At 71.1% G+C, this 19585-nt stretch carries 15 protein-coding genes; 4 read left to right on the forward strand and 11 right to left on the reverse strand.

Going from position 1 to position 19585, the window contains the following annotated elements:
• The first annotated feature begins 83 nt into the window (after window positions 1-83).
• Window positions 84-1244 (forward strand): cytochrome P450, encoded by a 1161-nt coding sequence (locus tag GA0115234_RS27695; RefSeq protein ID WP_093547194.1) that lies wholly within the window; start codon window positions 84-86, stop codon window positions 1242-1244.
• 23 nt (window positions 1245-1267) lie between these two features.
• Here GA0115234_RS27695 and GA0115234_RS27700 read toward each other — a convergent pair whose 3' ends face one another.
• The 6 genes from GA0115234_RS27700 to GA0115234_RS27725 all read right to left on the reverse strand — a co-directional run bounded on the left by GA0115234_RS27700 (window position 1268) and on the right by GA0115234_RS27725 (window position 8248).
• Window positions 1268-2119 carry an NmrA family NAD(P)-binding protein gene (locus GA0115234_RS27700; protein WP_093547196.1) on the reverse strand — a complete coding sequence of 284 codons (852 nt, stop codon included), beginning with the start codon at window positions 2117-2119 and terminating at the stop codon, window positions 1268-1270.
• Window positions 2120-2193: 74 nt separating this feature from the next.
• Window positions 2194-4011 carry a serine/threonine-protein kinase gene (locus tag GA0115234_RS27705; protein ID WP_093547156.1) on the reverse strand — a complete coding sequence of 606 codons (1818 nt, stop codon included), beginning with the start codon at window positions 4009-4011 and terminating at the stop codon, window positions 2194-2196.
• 85 nt (window positions 4012-4096) lie between these two features.
• Window positions 4097-5344 (reverse strand): MFS transporter, encoded by a 1248-nt coding sequence (locus tag GA0115234_RS27710; protein ID WP_093547158.1) that lies wholly within the window; start codon window positions 5342-5344, stop codon window positions 4097-4099.
• A 48-nt stretch (window positions 5345-5392) separates the two neighbouring features.
• Window positions 5393-5866 (reverse strand): hypothetical protein, encoded by a 474-nt coding sequence (locus tag GA0115234_RS27715; RefSeq protein WP_176729292.1) that lies wholly within the window; start codon window positions 5864-5866, stop codon window positions 5393-5395.
• A 209-nt stretch (window positions 5867-6075) separates the two neighbouring features.
• The gene (locus GA0115234_RS27720; RefSeq protein ID WP_093547160.1) at window positions 6076-7533 is read right to left on the reverse strand and encodes an NAD(P)/FAD-dependent oxidoreductase; all 1458 of its coding nucleotides are present in this window, start codon (window positions 7531-7533) and stop codon (window positions 6076-6078) included.
• Between the two features lie 109 nt (window positions 7534-7642).
• Window positions 7643-8248 (reverse strand): TetR/AcrR family transcriptional regulator, encoded by a 606-nt coding sequence (locus GA0115234_RS27725; protein ID WP_093547162.1) that lies wholly within the window; start codon window positions 8246-8248, stop codon window positions 7643-7645.
• 169 nt (window positions 8249-8417) lie between these two features.
• Between GA0115234_RS27725 and GA0115234_RS27730 the strand changes: the two genes are divergently transcribed.
• Window positions 8418-9833, forward strand: a complete 1416-nt coding sequence (locus GA0115234_RS27730) for a purine-cytosine permease family protein (RefSeq protein WP_093547164.1) — start codon at window positions 8418-8420, stop codon at window positions 9831-9833.
• A 96-nt stretch (window positions 9834-9929) separates the two neighbouring features.
• Window positions 9930-11582 carry an amidohydrolase gene (locus GA0115234_RS27735; protein ID WP_093547166.1) on the forward strand — a complete coding sequence of 551 codons (1653 nt, stop codon included), beginning with the start codon at window positions 9930-9932 and terminating at the stop codon, window positions 11580-11582.
• Window positions 11583-11703: 121 nt separating this feature from the next.
• Here the strand turns inward: GA0115234_RS27735 and GA0115234_RS27740 are convergent, their stop codons facing one another.
• The 5 genes from GA0115234_RS27740 to GA0115234_RS27760 all read right to left on the reverse strand — a co-directional run bounded on the left by GA0115234_RS27740 (window position 11704) and on the right by GA0115234_RS27760 (window position 18230).
• Entirely contained in the window at window positions 11704-13776 is a 2073-nt protein-coding gene (locus GA0115234_RS27740) for a right-handed parallel beta-helix repeat-containing protein (RefSeq protein WP_093547168.1), read from the reverse strand.
• 41 nt (window positions 13777-13817) lie between these two features.
• Entirely contained in the window at window positions 13818-14684 is an 867-nt protein-coding gene (locus GA0115234_RS27745; protein WP_093547170.1) for a carbohydrate ABC transporter permease, read from the reverse strand.
• On the reverse strand, window positions 14681-15643 hold the full coding sequence (locus GA0115234_RS27750; RefSeq protein WP_093547172.1) for a carbohydrate ABC transporter permease: 963 nt from the start codon (window positions 15641-15643) through the stop codon (window positions 14681-14683). The genes GA0115234_RS27745 and GA0115234_RS27750 overlap by 4 nt, the downstream gene beginning before the upstream one ends.
• A 4-nt stretch (window positions 15644-15647) precedes the next feature.
• Complete coding sequence (locus GA0115234_RS27755) at window positions 15648-16910, reverse strand: ABC transporter substrate-binding protein (RefSeq protein ID WP_141718489.1); 1263 nt, start codon at window positions 16908-16910, stop codon at window positions 15648-15650.
• A 69-nt stretch (window positions 16911-16979) separates the two neighbouring features.
• Window positions 16980-18230, reverse strand: coding sequence for a Gfo/Idh/MocA family protein (locus GA0115234_RS27760; RefSeq protein ID WP_093547176.1), 1251 nt, complete (start codon window positions 18228-18230; stop codon window positions 16980-16982).
• Between the two features lie 79 nt (window positions 18231-18309).
• Between GA0115234_RS27760 and GA0115234_RS27765 the strand changes: the two genes are divergently transcribed.
• On the forward strand, window positions 18310-19461 hold the full coding sequence (locus tag GA0115234_RS27765) for an ROK family transcriptional regulator (RefSeq protein WP_202554233.1): 1152 nt from the start codon (window positions 18310-18312) through the stop codon (window positions 19459-19461).
• Window positions 19462-19585: the final 124 nt, after the last annotated feature.

Consider the following 19585-nt stretch of genomic DNA (forward strand, 5'->3'; position numbering starts at 1 on the left):
CGTCCAGCGGTTCACCGTATCCGTGCAAGCCAGGAGGTCCTGTGTCCTGCCCCGCCGACGCCCACGTCCGCCCCGGCCCGTCCATGCCCCCGCTGCACCGTCTGTCGTTCGGCCCCGCCGGACCGCCCCGGCTCATCGATCTCCCCGATGGGACACGGGCCTGGATGGTGAGCCGCTACGCCGATGTCCGCAAGGTCCTCACCGACAGCCGATTCGGACGCGCGGGGCTCCACACGGCCGACGCCCCGTCGCTGTCGGGCGAATCCGGCCTGGTGAGCAGCCTCGACCTGATCTTCAACCAGGACGGCGAGGACCATCTGCGTCTGCGCCGCACCATGCGGCGTGCCTTCACACCGAGGGCCGTCGCCCGATGGCGGCCGTGGATCGCGACGATCGTCGAACAGTGCCTGGACGAATTCGCGGGCAGCGCACGCCCGGCGGATCTGGTGGCCGGCTTCACACTGCCGTTGCCGGTCGCGGTGGTCAGCAGGCTGATGGGCCTCGATGCCGAAGCCCGGGAGCGGCTGCGCCACTGGAGTCAGTACGCCTTCTCCGACGGTTCGCATCCCGAGGAGGAAATGGCGTCCGCGCTGGCGGAGTTCGCCGCGTTCGGAGCGGAGCTGCTGGCAGAGCGGAGGCGGGCACCGGGCGACGACCTGACCAGTGTGCTGGTCACGGCGGCCGACGAGGAGGGGGGTGTCCCGGAGAGCCAACTCATCGACCTGGTCTGCGGATTGGTGGTGGGTGGCCATGACAGCACCATGACGATGCTCGGTAACTCGCTGCTCTATCTGCTGGGCGAACGGCCGGAGGTCTGGCCCCGTCTCGGGACGGACGAAGAGGCCGCCGGGGCGCTCGCGGAGCGCCTGCTCCATCTGATTCCGCTCGGCGACGACCGGGGGACCGCGCGCCACGTCGCCGTCGACACGGAGGTCGGCGGCGTGGTGATCCCGGCGGGTGCGGTGGTACTCGCCGAATGCGGCACCGCCAACCGCGACCCCGAGGTGTTTCCGTCCCGGCCGTTCGAGGACCTCTTCGCACCCCTGGCGGCGCCGACCCTGTCGTTCGGCGCGGGCGCGCATTACTGCCTGGGCGCCTGGCTGGCCCGGCTGGAGCTCCAGCTCGCCCTGCACCGGCTCGCCGCGCGCTTCCCCGGACTGCGCCTGGCAGAGCCCGCCGACGCGGTCGAGTGGCATCTGGGCACCACCTCCCGCAGTCCGCGGCGGATCGCCGTCACCTGGTAGGAGACCGTTCGCGTGGGCGGGCGTCAGGCGGGCTTCGGCCAGTCCTGGGCGTCCGCCCACGCGGCGTAGGGCGTCCAGGGAACGGTGGGGAACTGCGTCCGCAGCGCCGCCAGGTCCACCTGGTAACCGGTGTTCACGAAGAAGTTGTACATGGCGAACATATCGGGGTTGCGGGTGCGCAGGTCCTCCAGCGACGACTGACGGAACTCGACCGTGCCGCCCGCGGCCCGTCCGATCTCCGCAGCCATCCGTAGTGGCGTGGGATCGTCGCCCGCCACCTCGACCCGCTGCCCGATCCAGCGGTCCGGGTCGGTGACGACCGCGGCCACGACACGGCCCAGATCCTGCCGCGCCACCTGCTGAACAGGGGTGTCGCCGGGAACCGGCATGGTGAGGAGGCCGGCGGCCACCTCGTCCAGACCGCCCAGGGCGTTGTCGTAGAAGTAGGTCGGCGCCACCACCGTCGCCGGCAGCCCCGAGGCGGCCAGCAGTTCCTCGGTCCTGGCCTTGGTCTCGAAGTGCGGGACACCGGTGTCACGGTCCGCACTGGCGACCGAGGCCATCACCAGATGGGGCAGGGCGGCGTCCGCGGCCGCCCGTACGATCGCCGCGCCCTGGGCGACCTCGGCGTCCAGGCCGTCCTGGAACGGGGTGGTGACGGCGAACGCGGCCGCCGCGCCCCGGAACGCGTCGGCGAGCGAGGCCGCGTCGAACAGATCCCCCGGCACGACCTCCGCCCCCGCAGCCGCCAGCGACCGGGCGCGCCCGCCGCCGGGATCGCGCACCACCGCCCGCACCGGACGTCCCGCTTCCAGCAGGGCGGCAACCACCGCGCCACCCTGCCCACCGGTCGCGCCGAGTACCGCGATGGACATGAGATCTCCCTGGCCGAGCGACATGTGTCCATGGTGACCAGACCCGGCCGGGGCTGCCACCGGGAGACGGGGACTCAGCCTCCGGAGCCGGAACCGGCCGCGTTGCGCCAGACGGTGAGATCGAGTGTCATGTACGTGCTGGGGGACTCCTCGCCCGAGAGCCCCTGGACCGTCACGAGGCCCATGTGCCCCGTCCCCGTCGTGACACAGATCTGCCGCCCCTTCGAGACCGTGTTCAGGTAGATGGTCTCGGTGAACCGGGTGTCCGCGCGGCAGGCCTCCAGCGACCCCTCCTGCCCCGGATCGAGCAGCACCAGGCTGCCGCCCGTGGACTCCGCGTCGAGATATCCACCGGTGTCGTAGGAGAGTTCGTACCCGCCGTCCTCGCCCTGCTGGGGCCGGACGTGGTCGTCCCCGAGCGTCAGGTGGTAGCCGGCCGTCAGATTGATGCCCTTGTACTCGACGGGCTTCGGCCGGGGCTTGGCGCTCGGCTTGGCGTCCGCCTCCTTGTTCCCGTCGTTCCCGTCCTTGGCCGGGTCGTCCGTCTGCTTGCCGTGCGAGGAGCTGTCCGCCCGCTTCTCCTGGCCGTTGTCCTTGAGCAGCACGTAGAGAGTCCCGCCGCCCACCACACCGAAGACCAGCGCGGCGGCGAGGGCGAGGACCACACGCCGCTTGCCGGAGCCCTCGGGCCGCCCGGGAGCCTGGGGCACGGGCTGACCGGGGTACGTCGGCGCATGGGCCGGCATCTGGGTCGGGGCGTAGGCCTGGGCGTGTGCCTGGGGCGGATGGGGCGTCGGGTACGGGGGCTGAGGCGTGGGCGGGAGCTGGGAGGGCTGAGCGGGCTGGGTGGGCTGGTACGCCGCATGCGGGCCGAAGCCCGGGGGAGGGGTGGCCGGTGCGACCGGTGCGGTGGGCGAGTAGCCCGAGGGCGGGGCGGACGCGGGGGGCGGCGGCGTCTGGACCGGCGCCGGGGCCGCCGCGCGTACCGTGATGTCGGCGGTGACCGGGGCCGGCAGCCAGTCCTCGGGGCGGCGCAGCACGGTCCCCGCGTTCGCGGACTGGCAGAGCGCGATGACCTCGGCGATCGACGGCCTGGCGGCGGGATCCTTGGCGAGGCAGCGGCTGACCAGCTCCAACAGCCGCTGCGGGACGCCGGTGAGGTCCGGCTCCTCGTGGACGATCCGGTACAGGACACCGTGCGAGGTGCCCTCGCCGAACGCCGGGGCCCCCGTCGCCGCGTACACCGCCACCTGGCCGAGCGCGAAGACGTCGGTGGCCGGGGTCACCCTGCTCCCGGCGGCCTGCTCCGGCGCCATGAACGAGGGGGTGCCGATGGTGACGCCGCTGCCGGTGAGCGAGGTCGCGTCCGCGGCGTGGGCGATACCGAAGTCGATGACACGGGGTCCGTCCGAGGCGAGCAGCACATTGGACGGCTTCAGATCGCGGTGGACGATGCCCGCGCCGTGGATGACGTGCAGCGCCTCGGCCATCCCGGCGATCAGCAGCAACACCGTCTCGACGGGCAGCGCCCCGTGCGCGACGACCGCGTCGGAGAGCGAGGGGCCCGGCACGTACGCGGTGGCCAGCCACGGCTGCGCGGCGTCGGTGGCGGCGTCGATGACCGGCGCCGTGAACAGGCCCTGCACGCGCTGCGCGGACTTCACCTCCTGGGCGAACCGGCGGCGGAATTCGGCGTCCTCGCCGAACTCGGGCCGGATCACCTTGATGGCCACGGGCCGCCCGCCGGGTGTGTACGACAGGTACACCTTGCCCATACCGCCCGCGCCGAGCTTGGCGGCGAGCCGGTATCCGGCGATGGTGGTCGGGTCGTCTCCGCCGAGCGGCTGGAAGACCTGGAAGGCCCGTCCCGGGTCCGGCTGCTGACCACTCATCACTTACGTCTCCCCCGTAGAACGCCGATGTCGAAACGGCACCTTATACAAGGACGGGCCGTCGGCGCGGCTTCCGGTCAGGTGTTCAGAGCCGGGAGGACGCCACCGGTGGGTCCGGTCGCGGATCCCGGTCCTGGGGCAGCCTGCGCGCGGCGTACACGCCCGCGCCCGCCGCCAGCAGCACCACGCAGCCCGTGAAGACCAGCCCGGCCGGGCGCAGCCCGAGCAGCACGGCCAGGGCGCCGACCCCGACCACCGGCACGGAGATCCCGGCGTAGGCGACGACGAAGAACGCCGAGATGGTGCCGCCGCGATGCTGAGCCGGGGCAGCGCCGCCGATCAGGGTGAGCGCGGCGCGGAAGGCCAGGCCCTGGCCGGTGCCGCCGCACAGGGCGCCCAGGACGAGCAGCGGCAGGGATTCGACGAGCAGCGACGAGGCCACCAGCAGCAGACCGGCGACGAGGACACCGCAGCCGGCCGGGAGCGCGCGGCGTGCGCCGATCCGTCGAGTCAGGGACTGCCCGGCGGTCGAGGCGAGGAACACCGAGAAGACCACGGCGCCCGCGACGGCCAGGTTGTGCACCCCCAGCGTCTTCGCGGCGAAGCTCGGTGCGACGGCGGTGAACAGGCCGAGCAGTGCGAACCCCGCGAAGGCCGCCAGCGAGGCGGGGAGGAAGACCGTCTTCACCTCGGGTGGAACGGACAGTCCCTGCGGCCTCAGGGGTGGCAGGCGCTTCGGCTCGGCGACGGTCTCCGGCAGGAGCCAGGTGATCCCGCAGGCCGCCGCCACCAGTCCCAGGTGGACCCAGAACGGAAGCGTCAGCGGCCAGGGCGTGTACTGCGCGAGGATCCCGGAGAGCAGTGGCCCGCAGCCCAGGCCTCCCATGTTCGCCGCGGTGGCGGCGAACCCGGCGCGTGCCCGGTGCTCCGGTCTCGCCAGTTCGATGACGGCCGCCGTCGCCGCGCCGCTCAGCAGCCCGGCCGCGCAGCCGGACAGCATCCGCCCCGTGAAGAGCAGCGGCAGCCCGCCTTCGAGCAGGAAGCATGCCGCGCTTGCCGCCGACAGTGCCAGGGCGCACAGGAGGACGGGTCTTCGGCCGACCTCGTCGGAGTAGTTTCCCGCGACCAGCAGCACCGTGATGACCGCGACTGCGTAGACGGCGAAGACCACGGTCACCATCAGCTCGGAGAACCCGATCTGCTTCTGGTAGAGCCCGTACAACGGGGTGGGCAGCGTGGTCCCGGCCATCCCGATGGCGAACACCAGGGCCGCGGCCACGTAGCCGGGGCGCCGTCTTCCGCCGACTTTGGATGTGCAGTCGCGAATGTTCATACACATCACCTCGCGGCCGGTGCCCCGGCGCGGCCGGGCCCGGGAAGGTCAGTCCCAGAGCTCGCGCGTCACGACCCGCTCCGTGTGCGCCGGGGTGCCGTCGGTGTAGACGAGGTGGAGCTGGGTGAACTGACGCTGTTCCGGATGGGCCTGCCAGGTCTCCGGGTGGTCCAGCCGCACGATGACGGGGTAGGAGTGGAACGTACCCGCCGCGCAGTAGGGCTGACAGTCGTTCACCGCGTCGAGCGCCGTGCCCATGGCCGACGCCGGACCCCAGTGGGACCAGTGGATGTCGACGAGGCGGTTGTTGCCGTCCCCGCAGGCCAGCAGGAAGTCGCCGGGGCGTACCTGCGCCTGTGAGAAGCAGTCCACGGCCACCGCGTGAGCCGACGGGCGGGACTCCGCGGATGCGGATACGGACGCGGCTGCGGATACGGCGGCGGACGCCGGTACGGGAATCGCCGCCGCGAGCGCCGCGGTGGCGCACAGCATGACCGCTGTCCTGAGCTTGCTCTTCTGCATGTCGGCTCCTCGGCTGCCTCATGTCGAGCCCACGCCGCCCCGGGCAGTCGTCGGGCGTGGCGCCCTTCTTCCAGCCGTCGTTCCTGCATCGACAATATGGCCACACCCAGTGATACACCACCCGTACGGGTGAGAACAGTGTAAAAACGGTGCGAAAGGTATTCGGGTCGTCATCCGAAGGTTTGTTACCGGCCGGGGGTGTGTTCCGGTCACTCCGGCGTTCGGACGGCGCTGTTCGTGCGTTCCGGGGCCGATTCGCTCGCGTGCTCCAGGGCCGATTCCCACTCCGCGCGTGCGGGGCCGTCGTACGCGGGCGTGAAGTCCGGGTGTGCGTCCAGCCAGTGCGCCAGACGGGCGCGCACCTCTTCGGTGCTGTACGCCCGATCGGCGGTCAGGACGAGATGGCGGGCCTTCGCCCGTGCGCGCATGACCATCGGGTCGTCGTGCGCGCAGGCAAAGAGGGCGGCCCGCTCGCGAGCGGCCGCGGTGGGAGGTTCGGCCGACGCCCGTGCGGGGTCGGCCAGTTGGGTCGCGTTGGCCCGGTCCGCGGCGACCTGGGCGTCGAACCACGGGCGCAGGGCTCGCGCGAGCCAGCGGTGGTACTCGGCGGCGAACGAGGCCGGGTCCGGGGCCGTGTCGGCGTGCTGGGCCACCCACTGCGCCGCCCACAGGGCCATGGCCACCCCCTGCCCCATCGTGGGATTGGTGTACGCCACCGAGTCCCCGACGCCGACGAGACCGGTGACCACGGGTCCGTCGGCATCGGCCGGCGCGGCCCAGCGATTGTGCAGGCCCCCCATCGCGAGCACCCCGGAGACCGGCTCCGGATCCAGCGCCAGCCAGGCCGCGATGGCGGGGAACGTCCGGGCGGCCCTCTCGAACACGGCGGGGTCCCGCAGGGCCGCGCGGGTGGGGTCGGCGGTGGAGACCGTCAGGGACGCCGCGAAGACGCCGTTGTCCGACGGGAACACCCCGCCGACGGCGAAGGCCGAGACCGAACCGGCCTTGACGCGTCCGGGGTCACGTGGTCCGTCGGCGCGCAGCCGGTACCAGCGGCAGAAGTACGCGATTCCCACCAGGTGGTTCTCCGCGGCCGCGTCCCGGCAGCCCGCCTCGGAGAGCCAGCCGGACACCGGGGAGCGGCGCCCGCCGGCGTCGAGCACCAGATCCGCCTCGTACGTCCCTGACGCGGTCCGCACCCCCGTGGCCCGGGGCAGGTCGCCGCGCCGGTCGACGAGAAGCCCCTCGACGGGTTCCCCGAGCCGCACGTCGACACCCGGCTCGCGGCGCACCGCATCGTGCAGTGCGGCCTCCAGCACGATGCGCCGGGTCTGGACGGTGACCAGGTCCTCGTCCCCCGGACGGGCTGGCGGACGCTCGGCGAACCAGTCGAGCTCGTTGCGCTCGCGGGCCCCCATGCGCAGCATCGCGCGGTACACGTCCGGAGCCTCCGCGCGCAGCACGGTCCGGACCGGGGCCAGGAGTCCGTGCGGCTGGACCGCGTGCGGCACACCGGGGCGGTGCCAGCCGAAGAAGTCTCCGTCGATGTCGGCTCCCGGCCGGTGGCCGTCCCGCTCGAACAAGGTCACCCGATGCCCCCGGCGCCCCAGGAACAGTGCCGCGGCCAGTCCACCCGGTCCGCCGCCGACTATCGCAACCCGTGTCAATGTGGTCCCCTCCACGCCGTGTTGCGAACCAACCGTATCCCAGGGGCCGGGGCACGAATCGCCCCCGGCGGCCGGTGACGACCACGGCAGGCAGGCGTGGCAGGGGTGTTCAGTCCCGTTCGATCAGCCGCCGGGTCGCCGACAGCGCCGTGCGCAGCGCGCCCGCCCGGTCCGCTCCGCGCTGGCCGAGGACGACACGTGTGCTCAACCCGTCGAGCAGGGCGAGGAGTTCGGAGGCGCGCTCCGCGGTGTCGAGGCCCGCGGCGAAGCGGCCCTGTCGCACGCCCGTGGCCAGGAGTGATTCGAGATCCTCCTGCCAGCCGCGGTCGATCTCGGCCTGGGCCTGTCGCAGCGGCTCGTTCGACGCCGTGCGCGCCCACAGCTCGATCCACAGAGTCCAGCGCGGATCGCGCGGCCCGCGGGGGAGGTACAGCTCCAGGAACAGGGCGAGCTTGCGTTCGGCACCGCACCGGCCGGCCAGCAGTGCCCGGCGCTCCTCGGCGAGCGCGCTCTCGCTCCAGCCCAGCACCTCCAGGAGCAGCCGGTCCTTGCTGCCGAAGTAGTAGAGGATGTGGCCGCCGCTGGTGCCGAGCCGCTTGGCCAGTGCCGACATGGTGAGTGCGGCCAGGCCGTCCTCGGCGATGGCCGTCATCGCCTCCTCCAGCATGCGTTCCCGGGCCAGGTGCCCGTCGCGCCGTCGCGCCGTCGCTGCCACGCCACCCCTCCACTTCGATGAACCCGGTGACGACCCTAGAGCATGCGATTTCGGCGGAGGTCTTGACGGGCCCCCGTACACACATCTTGAATGCCGTTCTAACTTCTAGAACGGCATTCAAAGTGCTGTTCCGGGCTCCCGGAGCACGCACGGATGAGGGGCAGGCCGCATGACGCAGCAGGAGACGACCGCGAGGGCGCCCGGCGGGACCATGGCCACCGACCAGGTCTTCCAGGTCGAGACGCACGGCATCGACCCGATTCCCGACGAGGACCGCCACGGCAGCGCGAAGGATCTGTTCTGGCTCTGGTTCGGCTCCAACCTCACCTTCACCTATGTCATCAACGGCGCCCTGGCCGTCGCCTTCGGGCTGTCGTTCTGGCAGGCGACCGGAGTCGTCGTCCTCGGCGGACTGGCCTTCTTCGCCATCAGCGCCGCCGGACTGAGCGGCGTACGCACCGGCACCGCCACCCTGGTGATCTCCCGGGCCCCCTTCGGCGCACGCGGCAACTGGCCCGCCGGGATGCTCAACTGGGTGGTCAGCATCGGCTACACGATCCTCAACACCGTCGTCGGCACGCTGGCCCTCGAAGCGTTCCTCACCGATCTCGGCTGGGCCTCCGGCCGTACCGGGCGGGCCCTCGCCCTGCTCATCACCCTCGCGCTGACCTTCGTCGTCGCCCTCTGGGGCCACGCCACCGTCCAGTTCGCCGAACGATGGATCTCGTACGTCCTCGCCGTCGGGTTCGCCGTGCTCCTCGTGTTCCTGCTGCCGGGCGCCGACACGGGCGGGGCGGCGGCCCATCCCGGCGCGTCCGGGTGGAGCCTGGCCTTCGTCGTGATGCTGGCCGGGCCGTTCTCGTACGTCCCGATGCCCGCCGACTACACGCGCTACCTTCCGAGGACGACCTCGATGCGCTCGCTCACCTGGTACGGGGCCCTCGGCGGCTTCGTCTCCTCGGTGGCCCTGGGCGTGGCCGGGGTGGCCGCCGCCACGCAGACGGACATGACCGACGCCGTGGCGGGCACGGAGAAGCTGCTGCCGGGATGGTTCCAGCCGCTCTTCCTCGCCCTCGTGCTCGGCGGCTCGGTCACCAACTCGATCGTCACGCTCTACTCGTCGAGCCTGAACCTCCAGGTGCTCGGCGTCCCCTGGAGCCGCTCCAAGGCCATCGTCATCAGCGCGGCCGTCACCGCCGGCGGCGCCCTGTGCGCGCTCTTCCTCACCGACTTCACCAGCTCCCTCCTGTCCTTCCTCTCCCTGCTCATCATCGTGTTCGCGCCCTGGGGCGGTGTGTTCCTCGCGGACATGCTGATGCGCCGCTGCCGCTACGACGCACCGGCGCTGCACGCCGGACCGGGCGGTGCCTACTGGTACAGGTCCGGCTACCACCCCGCCGGGATGACCGCGCTGCTCGTCGGCATGGTCTTCGCCGCGCTCACCTGCGACTCCGAGCTGTGGACCGGCCCGCTGGTCGCCCCGCTGGGCGGCGCCGACCTGACCCTGCTCGGCTCCGTCGTCTCGGGGCTCGTCTACTGGGCGCTCGCCCGGCGGACCGTCGTACCGCACACCGACCCGTCCTGACCGGCCGCCCTCCGGCGCCCACCGGCGTGGCGGCGACGCCCCACCCCGGCCACCGCACCACCGACCGCACCACCGCACCACAAGGAGTCACCTCACATGGCCAGCCCCGCCCACCCCGCCCCTCTCGTCCTGCGCAACGCCCGCATCCACACCGTCGACCCGGCGCTGCCCGAGGCGCAGGCGATGGCGGTGGTCGACGGCCGCATCGCCTGGCTCGGCCCCGACGAGGACGCCCGGGGATGGACCGGGCCGGACACCCACGTGATCGACGCCGGGGGCAAGCTCGTGCTCCCCGGGTTCATCGACGCCCACAATCACGTCCGGCTCGGCTCGGACGACGCCTGCGTCCAGCTCTCCGGCGCCCGCACCCTCGACGAGGTCCACGCCCGCATCCGCGCCTGGCACACGGCCAACCCCGGTGCCGAGTGGATCGAGGCGGAGGCCTTCGACTACTCGGCCATCCCGGACGGCCGGATGCCTGCCGCCGCCGACCTCGACCCGGCCACGGGCGACGTACCGGCCTTCGTGCTGAGCTACGACGTGCACACCGCCTGGGTGAACACCGCGGGCCTGCGCCGCCTCGGCATCGACCGCGATCACACCCACCTGCCGTTCGGCGAGGCAGCCACCGACCCGGCCACGGGCGAACCCACCGGCTTCATCAAGGACTTCGCGGTCAAGGGCCTCTCCCGCGACGGCCACCGGGCCCTGCGGGAGCTGGGTCTGCCGTGGGCCTCGCCGGACCGGCAGTACGGGCGGCTCGCCAAGTCCCTGGACGACGCCATCGGCTTCGGCATCACCACCGTGGTCGAACCCCAGAACTCGCTCGACGACCTTCCCCTCTTCGAGCGCGCACGCGCCGAGGGGCGGCTCAAGTCCCGTATCGTCGCGGCCCTCTTCCACCCGCGCGGCACCACGGACGCCGACCTCGACGACTTCGCCGCCGCCGCTCACAGCCACGACGACGACCGGATCCGGGTCGGTCCGCTCAAGCTCTACATCGACGACGTCGTGGAGCCTCGGACCGCGGCCCTCCTGGAGCCCTACGCGGGCTGCCGCCACCACCGGGGCGACACCTTCTACCCGCCCGAGGAATTCGCCGAGCTGCTGACGAAGCTGGACGCCCGCGGCTTCCAGTGCTTCGTCCACGCGACCGGCGACCGGGGGATCCGTACCGTCCTGGACGCCGTCGAACGGGCCCGCGCGGTCAACGGGGCGAGGGACGCGCGCCACCAGGTCGTCCACGTCGAGTGCCTCGATCCCGACGACACCCCGCGCTTCGCCGCCCTCGGCGTGATCGCCTGCATGCAGCCGCGCCACAGCGCCCCGGAGGTCGCCGGCCCCGGCAAGGACTGGGCGGAGAACGTCGGGGCCGGGCGCTGGCACAAGGCGTGGCCGCTGCGCAGCCTGCACGAGGCCGGGGCCGTGCTCGCGCTCTCCAGCGACTGGAACGTGGCCGAGATGGACCCCATGGTCGGCATCCACACCGCCGTCACCCGGCGCCCGCTGGGCGGCGGCGCGCCCTGGATGCCGCAGGAGACGATCAGCGTGGAGACCGCGGTCCACGGCTACACGATGGGTTCGGCGTACGCCAACTTCCTTGAGGACGAGCGAGGTTCGCTCACCGTCGGCAAGGCCGCCGACTTCGTCGTCCTCTCCCGTGACATCCTGCGGGCCGCGCCCGAGGACATCCCCGGCACCGTCGCGGAGACCGTCGTCGTGGGAGGGATCGTCGAACACACCGCGTGATCCCGGCCCCGACGGCCTCCCGGAGCGCGACATGTCGTCGCGTCCGGGAGGCCGTCGGGTTTCTTCGTGTTCACGGTGCTCGGCGGGGTGGCCTCGGGCGTCGTACGCGCCACCCCGCCCGTCAGGCGGCCTGGATCTCGTAGACCGCGAAGTTGCCCCACTGGAGGTGGGCGTCGCGGATCGTCAGGCGCAGGCGCTCGGTCGTGACCCGCTGCGACAGGGTGATCGTGCGCTGCTCGACGGTGGACGTGTTGCCGGACCAGGCCAGTTGCTGCCCCCTGGCCTGTGTCACCCACGACGAGCCGTTCCACGTCTGCACATCGAGCTGCTTGACGCCCTGGCCGGTGGCGAAGGCGGTGCGCAGGGTGAGGGAGCCGATGCTGGTGGGCTGCCGGTAGTCGATGTCGATGGTGCCGGGGAAGGTGATGCCGTTGGCCACACTGCTCCACGCGGTCGAGGTGTCACCGTCGGCCATCCGGTAGGCGTGGCTGTTGCCGAGCGTGGGGTACGACGTGGTGACCACGGGGCGGTACGGGGCCCCGGTGAACTGGTGGAAGCCCCGGTCGGGAGCGGTGGCCGGGACGGGGTTGCCGAAGTAGTCCTCGATGCCCTGCGTCACCGTCGCGCCGCGCCCCCTCGCGGGGGAGTCGGCCCGGAGCTCGAAGCCTGCCGGGTCGGTGCCGATGGAGACCGGCTTCGGGTCCGCCTTGATCGCGTTGATGTCGCCGGAGGGGGCGACCGGTGAGGCGGTGCCCCAGTACAGGTTGGAGTCGTAGACGGTGCCGTTGGCGGTGTCGTAGCCGGCGGTGGTGCGGTTGTAGAAGATGTTGTTGCGGATCTCGATGCCGCTGGCGTTGTTGTAGATGTGCACGATCTTGCCGAGCGGATAGTCCCCGGCCCCGGCGTAGGGCGGATGCACGGTGACGACCCGGCCGCTCGCGTAGACCGTGTTGTTGTGGATGCGGGTGCCGGACGTCTCGGTGGAGAGGCTGAAGACCTCGTAGCCGTCGTCCTTGCTCAGGTTGTACCGGACCACGGTGTCCTTGGTCGGTGCTCCGTTGAAGGAGACGGTGATGAAGAACCCGCCGTCGTTGTCGTGGCTGTAGTTGTACTGGACGACGCTCCGGTTGTTGTCGGCGTCCGCGTCGAAGCCGTGGCCGTCGGTGCCCGGCCCGTTGAAGCCGGTGCCGGACACCTCGTTGCGCTGGACGAGCAGATCGTCGTTGCCCTGCCACCAGATGGCGACATTGCCGCCCTTGGTGTTGAGCCGGCCACTGGCGGCCTTGTGGACACGGTTGCCCTCGACGACGGCGCCCTTGGTGTGCATGGGCGTGATGCCGCCGGCCGTCACGTCATGGACGTAGTTGTCGCGGATCCTGACGCGGGTGCTGGGCGTCCAGGTGACGACCTCGCTGTCGGGGATGCCGGTCTCCACCGGGTACAGGCTGGTCATGCCGTTGCGCCGGGACCAGGTGGACCAGGTGATGATCCCGTACGAACGGACCCTGCTGACCTCGTTCTTCTCCACCACCAGGTTGTCGAAGTATGTGGGCGTCTGGTTGCCGCGGACGGAGACCAGCAGCCCGGCCGAACTGACGGTGCTGCCGCCGGGGCCGTCGATGTCATGGATGTTCAGGTTGCGCAGGGTGACGTTGGACAGCTTGCCCGCGTCCTTGGCGAAGAGGTTCACACCGGAGCGGGGCGTGGTGCTGTCGCTCCAGTTGGTCACCTCCAGCCCGTCCAGGGTGAAGTCGTGGACGTTGTTGAGCCTGACCGCCACATCGGTCGTGCCGCCGCCCTCGATCAACGGCTTGGCTCCGCTGCCGTACGAGCCGACGAACGCAGGGGTGCCCGCCGCCCCAGCTCCCTGGACGTCGAGCCGGCCCTTCCACCGCTGGCCGGACTTGAACAGCAGCCGGTCCCCGGGGCCCAGCGTCAACTGGCTCGCCCTGGCGAGGGACTTCCAGGCGGCCGCCGTACCGAGGCCCGACGCTCCGTCGTCGCCGGATTCGGCGTCCACGTAGTACGTGGTGCCGGCCGTGCGGAGGTGGGGCCGGTCCGGGGACGCCGCCTGCGCGGGCCCCGCCGCCACCGCGGAGAGCGGTAGGGCGAGAGCCGCCAGGAGCGCCCCTATGAGACGTCTCTTCGGGGTGGGTGGGGTGCTTGGGACACGTGCGGTGCGCAAGGTGGGCATGTCTCGGTCCTTCCGGGTCGATTGCCGGTCTCTGTCGCGCGTTACTTACCGATCCCCGCAGTCATGCCCTCGACGATGCGACGGCCCAGCCAGAGGTAGAGCACGATCATGGGATAGACCAGGATCACGATTCCGGCGAACAGGGCGCCCCAGTCGGAGCTGTACTGCATGGAGCCATAGAGGCTGAGGAGGGCCGCGGGAAGCGTGCGCTCCTCAGGCGTGGGGGTGATCAACAGGGCGAGCAGCGTCTCGTTCCACAGGCCGATGACATTGAGGATCAGCACGGTCATCACGCCCGGTTTGGCCACCGGCAGCACGACCTGGACGAAGGCGCGCAGCGGACCCGCGCCGTCCAGCTCGGCCGCCTCCTCGATCTCGTGGGGCAGCGAGCGCATGTAGCCGGTGAGCACGAACACGGCGAACGGCAGCGACAGCACCACCTGGAAGACCAGGAGCGTGATGCGGTTGTCCCACCAGCCGGTCACCCAGTCGATCATGAAGGTGGAGACGGACAGCTTGATCACGATGATGGGGATCACGATCGTCTGCACCGGGATGCTCAGACCCATCGCGAAGTACCCGGTGAGCCGTCCTGCCGCCCGCCGGTCCGAGCGGGCCAGGACATACGCGGCGGGCGCCGACAGGGCGACGATCAACAGGGATCCGACCAGGGTCAGTACGGTGCTGTTGAGCGCGGCGGCGGAGAAGCCGGCCGCCTTCCACGCCGCGGAGTAGTTGCCCCACTCGACGGTGTCCGGCAGCGCGAACGGCGACAGCCAGACCTGCCCGGAGTCCTTGAGCGACTGGAGCCCCACCCAGGCCACCAGCGCGAGATTGAAGACGACCCAGGCCCAGAGCGCGACGGTCGTCGCGCGTGGCACCAGGATGTCGCCGAACAGGCGCCTCATGACAGCTCCACACGTTCGCGGCGGGTGACACGCCGGGTCAGTACGATCAGGACCGTCGTCACGATCAGGATGACGACGCCCATGGCGGCACCCGAACCCAGCTCGGGCACCCCGCCACCGGCCACCGAGGCGTACTGCTGCACCGCCACGGTGCGGGCCTGGATCGGCGGGCTGGCCGGAGTGCCGGCCGTGGTGAAGGCGATCACGATCTCGAACACCTTCAGGCTGTTGACCACCCACAGCACGGCCGACACCGCGAACACGTCCCAGGTCAGCGGCAGTGTGATGTGCCGGAACTGCTCCCACTTGGTGGCGCCGACCAGCTTGGCGTCCTCGTAGAGGTAGGGCGGGATGGAGTCGGCTGCCGACATCATCAGCGCCACGTAGAAGCCCGTGCTCGACCACACCAGCCCGGCGACGATGCACTTGAACACCATGTCCGGGCCCAGCCAGGGCCGTCCCTCGATGCCGATCCAGCCCAGGACCGTGTTGACCGCGCCGTCCGGATTGAGGAGGAAGCCGATGGCGACACCGACCGCGATCACCGAGATGATCATCGGCAGGAAGATCACGGACCGGATGAAGGCCCGGCCCTTGACCTGCCGGAGCACCATCATGGACAGGAAGGTGAAGGCGAAGACGAGGACCCCGCCCCCGAAGGCCAGCACGAAGGTGTTGACGAAGGCGGTGCGGAACGCCTCGCTGCGCGTCAGCTCCAGGTAGTTGCCCAGGCCGTTCCACGTCATGGCGGAGCCCGGCCCCGCCCATTTGTTGAAGCTGACCCAGAAGCCGAACAACGACGGCAGGACGAAGAGCGCGGAGTAGGCGATCAGCGCGGGGAGCAGGAAGGGCCAGAAGGCGCGTTCGCGCGCCGGCCGCGGGCGTTTACCCGTCCGGCCCGCCTTGCCCGCGGCGGGCGGTGCCGCTGTCGCGGGCGGGGTGAGTGTTGCGGTCCCCACGGGCTCAGCCCTTGCTGGCGAGGTAGTCGGCGGCCTTCTTCTTGCCGGTCTTCACGAAGGTCGCGGCATCGATCTTGCCGGAGAGCAACTCGTCGTCCAGCGGCAGGAAGACGTTGTTCCACCAGTTCTTGTCCGCGGCCATGTCGTCGTAGGTCCGGTGGGTGTACTTCGCCTCGGCGACGTCCTTCTGCACCCCCGCCAGGTAGCCGGGCGCGGGGACGTCGGGGCGCGCGGGGATGTTGTGCGCGGTGTCGGAGATCTTCGCCTCGTACTTCTTCTGCAGGGCGAAGGCGAGGAACTTCTTGGCCGCCTCGATGTTGTGTCCCTTGGCGTTGACGCCCCAGCCGAGGGTGCCGACCTCCACGGAGTTCTTGCCGCCGGCCGGCAGCTGGAACGAGGCGACCTCGGTGCCCTTGGCCAGCTTCGCCCCGGTCTCGGCGGCCAGCCAGGTGCCGTTGAGGTTCAGGTCGTACTTGCCCTGGGCCCAGGCGTCCTGCGCGGCAGGGTACTTGGTGGCCATGAAGTCCTTCTGGAAGTAGCCGCCGTCTGCCAGCTGCTCCACCTTCTCGGCCGCCGCGAGGACGGCCGGCCTGTCCCAGGCGGCCGGATCCTTGCCCAGGGCGCTGAGGCTGCCGGCGCCCTCGGAGCGGACCAGGGCCGAGTAGAACCAGTACGCGTTGTAGAAGTTGACCGTGCCGTCCTGGCCCAGCGGAGTGCGGCCGTCCTTCTTCGCCTTGTCGAGGTAGTCGATGAACTCGTCCCACGTCCTGGGAGCGAGCCCCGCGTGCTTGGACGCGTCGTACCAGACCGCCGTGGAGATCACGGTGTGGGCCATGAAGCGCACATGGCCGTCGTCGGTCGACGCCTTCCGCACGGACTCCGGCAGGACGTCCCGCACCTTCTTGCCCTCGCCGGGCACCTCCATGTCCAGGACGTCGTCGAGCGGCGCGGCGAGCTTCTGGGCGACGAAGGCGCCGACGCTGTCGGTGGAGGTGTCGAAGAGGTCCGGGCCCTGGCCAGCGGTCATCTCGGTGGGGAGGGTGTCGGTGCCCTTGCGGCCCACGAACTTCAGGTCGACCTTGGTGCCGGTCGCCTTGGTGAAGTCGTCGGCTATCGACCGGATGAGCTTGCCCTGGGGCTCGTCGGCGCCCCAGGAGGAGGTGTAGACGATCTCCTCGTCCGAGGCGGCGGAGCCGTTCTTCTTGCCGCAGGCGCCTACGCTCAGTGCGAGAGCTCCGACGGTGAGCATGGCTGTCAACTTACGCACGGGAGTGTGCCTTTCGTGAGGGTGACTGGTGGGCGCGGGAGTCCGCGGGCGTGCTGCGACGGCCGGGGATCAGTCCGGCAGGAGGGATACGACGGTGCCGGTGCGGCGGGCACGCTCGGCCGCCCAGACGACCCGGTGCGTGGCCAGGCTCTCGGCACCGTCGGTGAGTACCAGGGAGGGATCGTTCCCGCTGATGGCGTCGACGAAGGCGTCGAACAGGGCCGCGTCACCGCCGCCGTGCCCGGTGGCCGCCGTGGGATCGCCGTTGGCACCGGTGTCGATCACGGTGACCTCGTCGGTGACGAAGTCGTGCACGCGCAGGACGACACCGTCGCCGTCGACGGAGCCGCGCGTTCCGAAGATCCGGGTCTTGCGGTGCTCCAGCGCCGCGAACGCGGTCACCGTGCAGGTGGCCGAGGTGCCGTCGGCGAACTCCATGGTCACCACCTGTGTGTCGACCACGTCGTTGTCGCAGGTGTACGCGCACCGGCCGTACGGGCCCTCGGCCAGCGCCGCGAGCACGCCCTCCTTGGTGTGGTCCGTCGTGACCGCGGACAGCGGCCAGAACTCCTTGTCCGCGTCCCCCAGGCAATCGAGGTAGATGCGCTTGGCGGAGTACGGACAGGTGGACTCCACCGGGCACTCCACGCAGCGGTCCGCCGCGCCGTCGGGCCGGTTCTCGGCGCGGAAGTGCACCAGATTGCCGAACGAGGAGACCCGCTCGGGCAGCGCTCCCTTGATGTGGGCGATCCAGTCGAGGTCGTGGCAGGCCTTGGTCATCAGCATCGGACCCGACCCCTCCTGACTGCGCCAGTTGCCCCGTACGAACGAATGGGCCTGATGCCACCAGCCGACCTGTTCCAGGTGCTGGATGTTCATCACGTCGCCGATCCGCCCCTCGGCGATGAGCTCCCTGAGCCTGATGGTGTAGGGGGTGTAGCGCATGACGTGGCAGACGGCCAGCAGAACGCCGTTGCGGTCGGCGGCCGCGGAGATGGCGACGGCCTCCTCCTCGCTCTGCGCCATCGGCTTCTCCAGGAGCAGGTGGTAGCCGAGATCGGCCGCCCGCACCGCGGGTTCCGTGTGCATGCTGTCCTGCGTCGAGACCACCGCGGCGTCGGCCAGCCGGTCCCGGGCGAGCAGATCCCGCCAGTCGGCGAAGACGTTCTCGGCCGGAACGCCGTGCGCGGCGGCCATGCTGCGCCGGCGTTCCGGATCGGGCTCGGCCACGGCCACCACACGCGCCAGGCCGGTCTCCAGAGCACGCCGCGCATAGCTCATACCGCGCAGCCCCGCCCCGATGATGGCGAGAGTGACCACAAATACCCCCTCGGACTTGCCACTTACTAATGCAACCTGTTTTTATTTCTCATGTACAGAGCCTGTCAAGGGAGTGACGGTGACAATTTCCGGAGGCGACACCTCGCGGCTGCGGCGCATCAACCTGGTCACGACACTTCGTGCCCTGCGCGGTCAGGGCCCCCTCAGTCTCACCGAGGTCACCAAGCGCACAGGCCTGTCCCGCCCCACGGTGGAGAGCCTGACCGAGGAGCTGCTCGGCTCGGGATGGCTGAAGGAACTACCGCCGCATTCCGGCCACATGGGCCGCCCCGCCCGGCTGTTCAGCTTCCACTCCACCGGTGACTACGTGCTCGGGATCGACATCGGCTCCTACAGCATCAGGGCGGCCGTCGCCGACCTCGACGGCACCGTCGTGGCCTCCCGCACCGAAGGGGTGAGCGCGGACGCGGGGCGTGCCGTACGGCTGGCCGCCGTGCGCGCGACGGCCGCGGGCGCACTGGAGTCGGCGGCGGTCGGCTGCGCCCAGCTCGCCGCCGTCTGCGTCGGCACCACGGGGGTGGTCAGCCACGACGGCCTGGTCAAACGGTGCGTGGGCCTGCCGGAATGGGACGGTCTGGACCTCGCGGGCGAGATGGCCGCCGACTTCGACTGCCCGGTCCTGGTGGAGAACGACTGCAATCTGGCCGCACTCACCGAGGGGTGGATCGGCGAGGCCCAGGGCGTGGACGACGTGGCCTTCGTCCTGTCCGGAGTCCGCACCGGGGCCGGTCTGCTGATCGGCGGCCGGGTCCACCGGGGACGCGGCGGAGCGGCCGGTGAGATCGGCGCCCTGCCCCTGGTGGGCTGGCACCGGGCCACCTCGCATCTGACCGGCTATCCGAAGATGCCGCCGGACATCCTGCCCCAGGAGGCCGCCGAGTACGTGTTCGCCCGCGCCCGCACCGGTGAACCGGCGGCCCGCTGGGCCGTCGAGCAGTACGCCCACGACCTGGCCGAGGGCATCGCCGCCCTGGTCCTGGCCCTGGACCCGGAACTCGTCGTGATCGGCGGCGGGGTCTCGCGCTCCGGCGATGTGCTGCTGGAGCCGCTGCGGCGGCATCTCGACCCGCTGTGCCTGGAGCCCCCGGCGCTGGCGGTCTCCTCCCTCTCCGACCAGGCGGTGGTGCTGGGTGCCGTACGGCTCGCTCTCGACCATGTGGACGCGCGGCTGTACGACGTCGACACGGTGCTGCCCGAACCGTCGTCCTGACCCCGAGAAGTCCGAAGCCGTCGCCCCGGTGTGCGGTACGTTCTGGCCCCGGGCTTAACCAAAGTATCTGCATATGTAGGGCGGGTGTCCTCGGGACACGGGCCCGCCGAAAGGAACGGCAGGA

Source organism: Streptomyces sp. DvalAA-43 (assembly GCF_900091725.1).
Lineage (GTDB): Bacteria > Actinomycetota > Actinomycetes > Streptomycetales > Streptomycetaceae > Streptomyces > Streptomyces pulveraceus.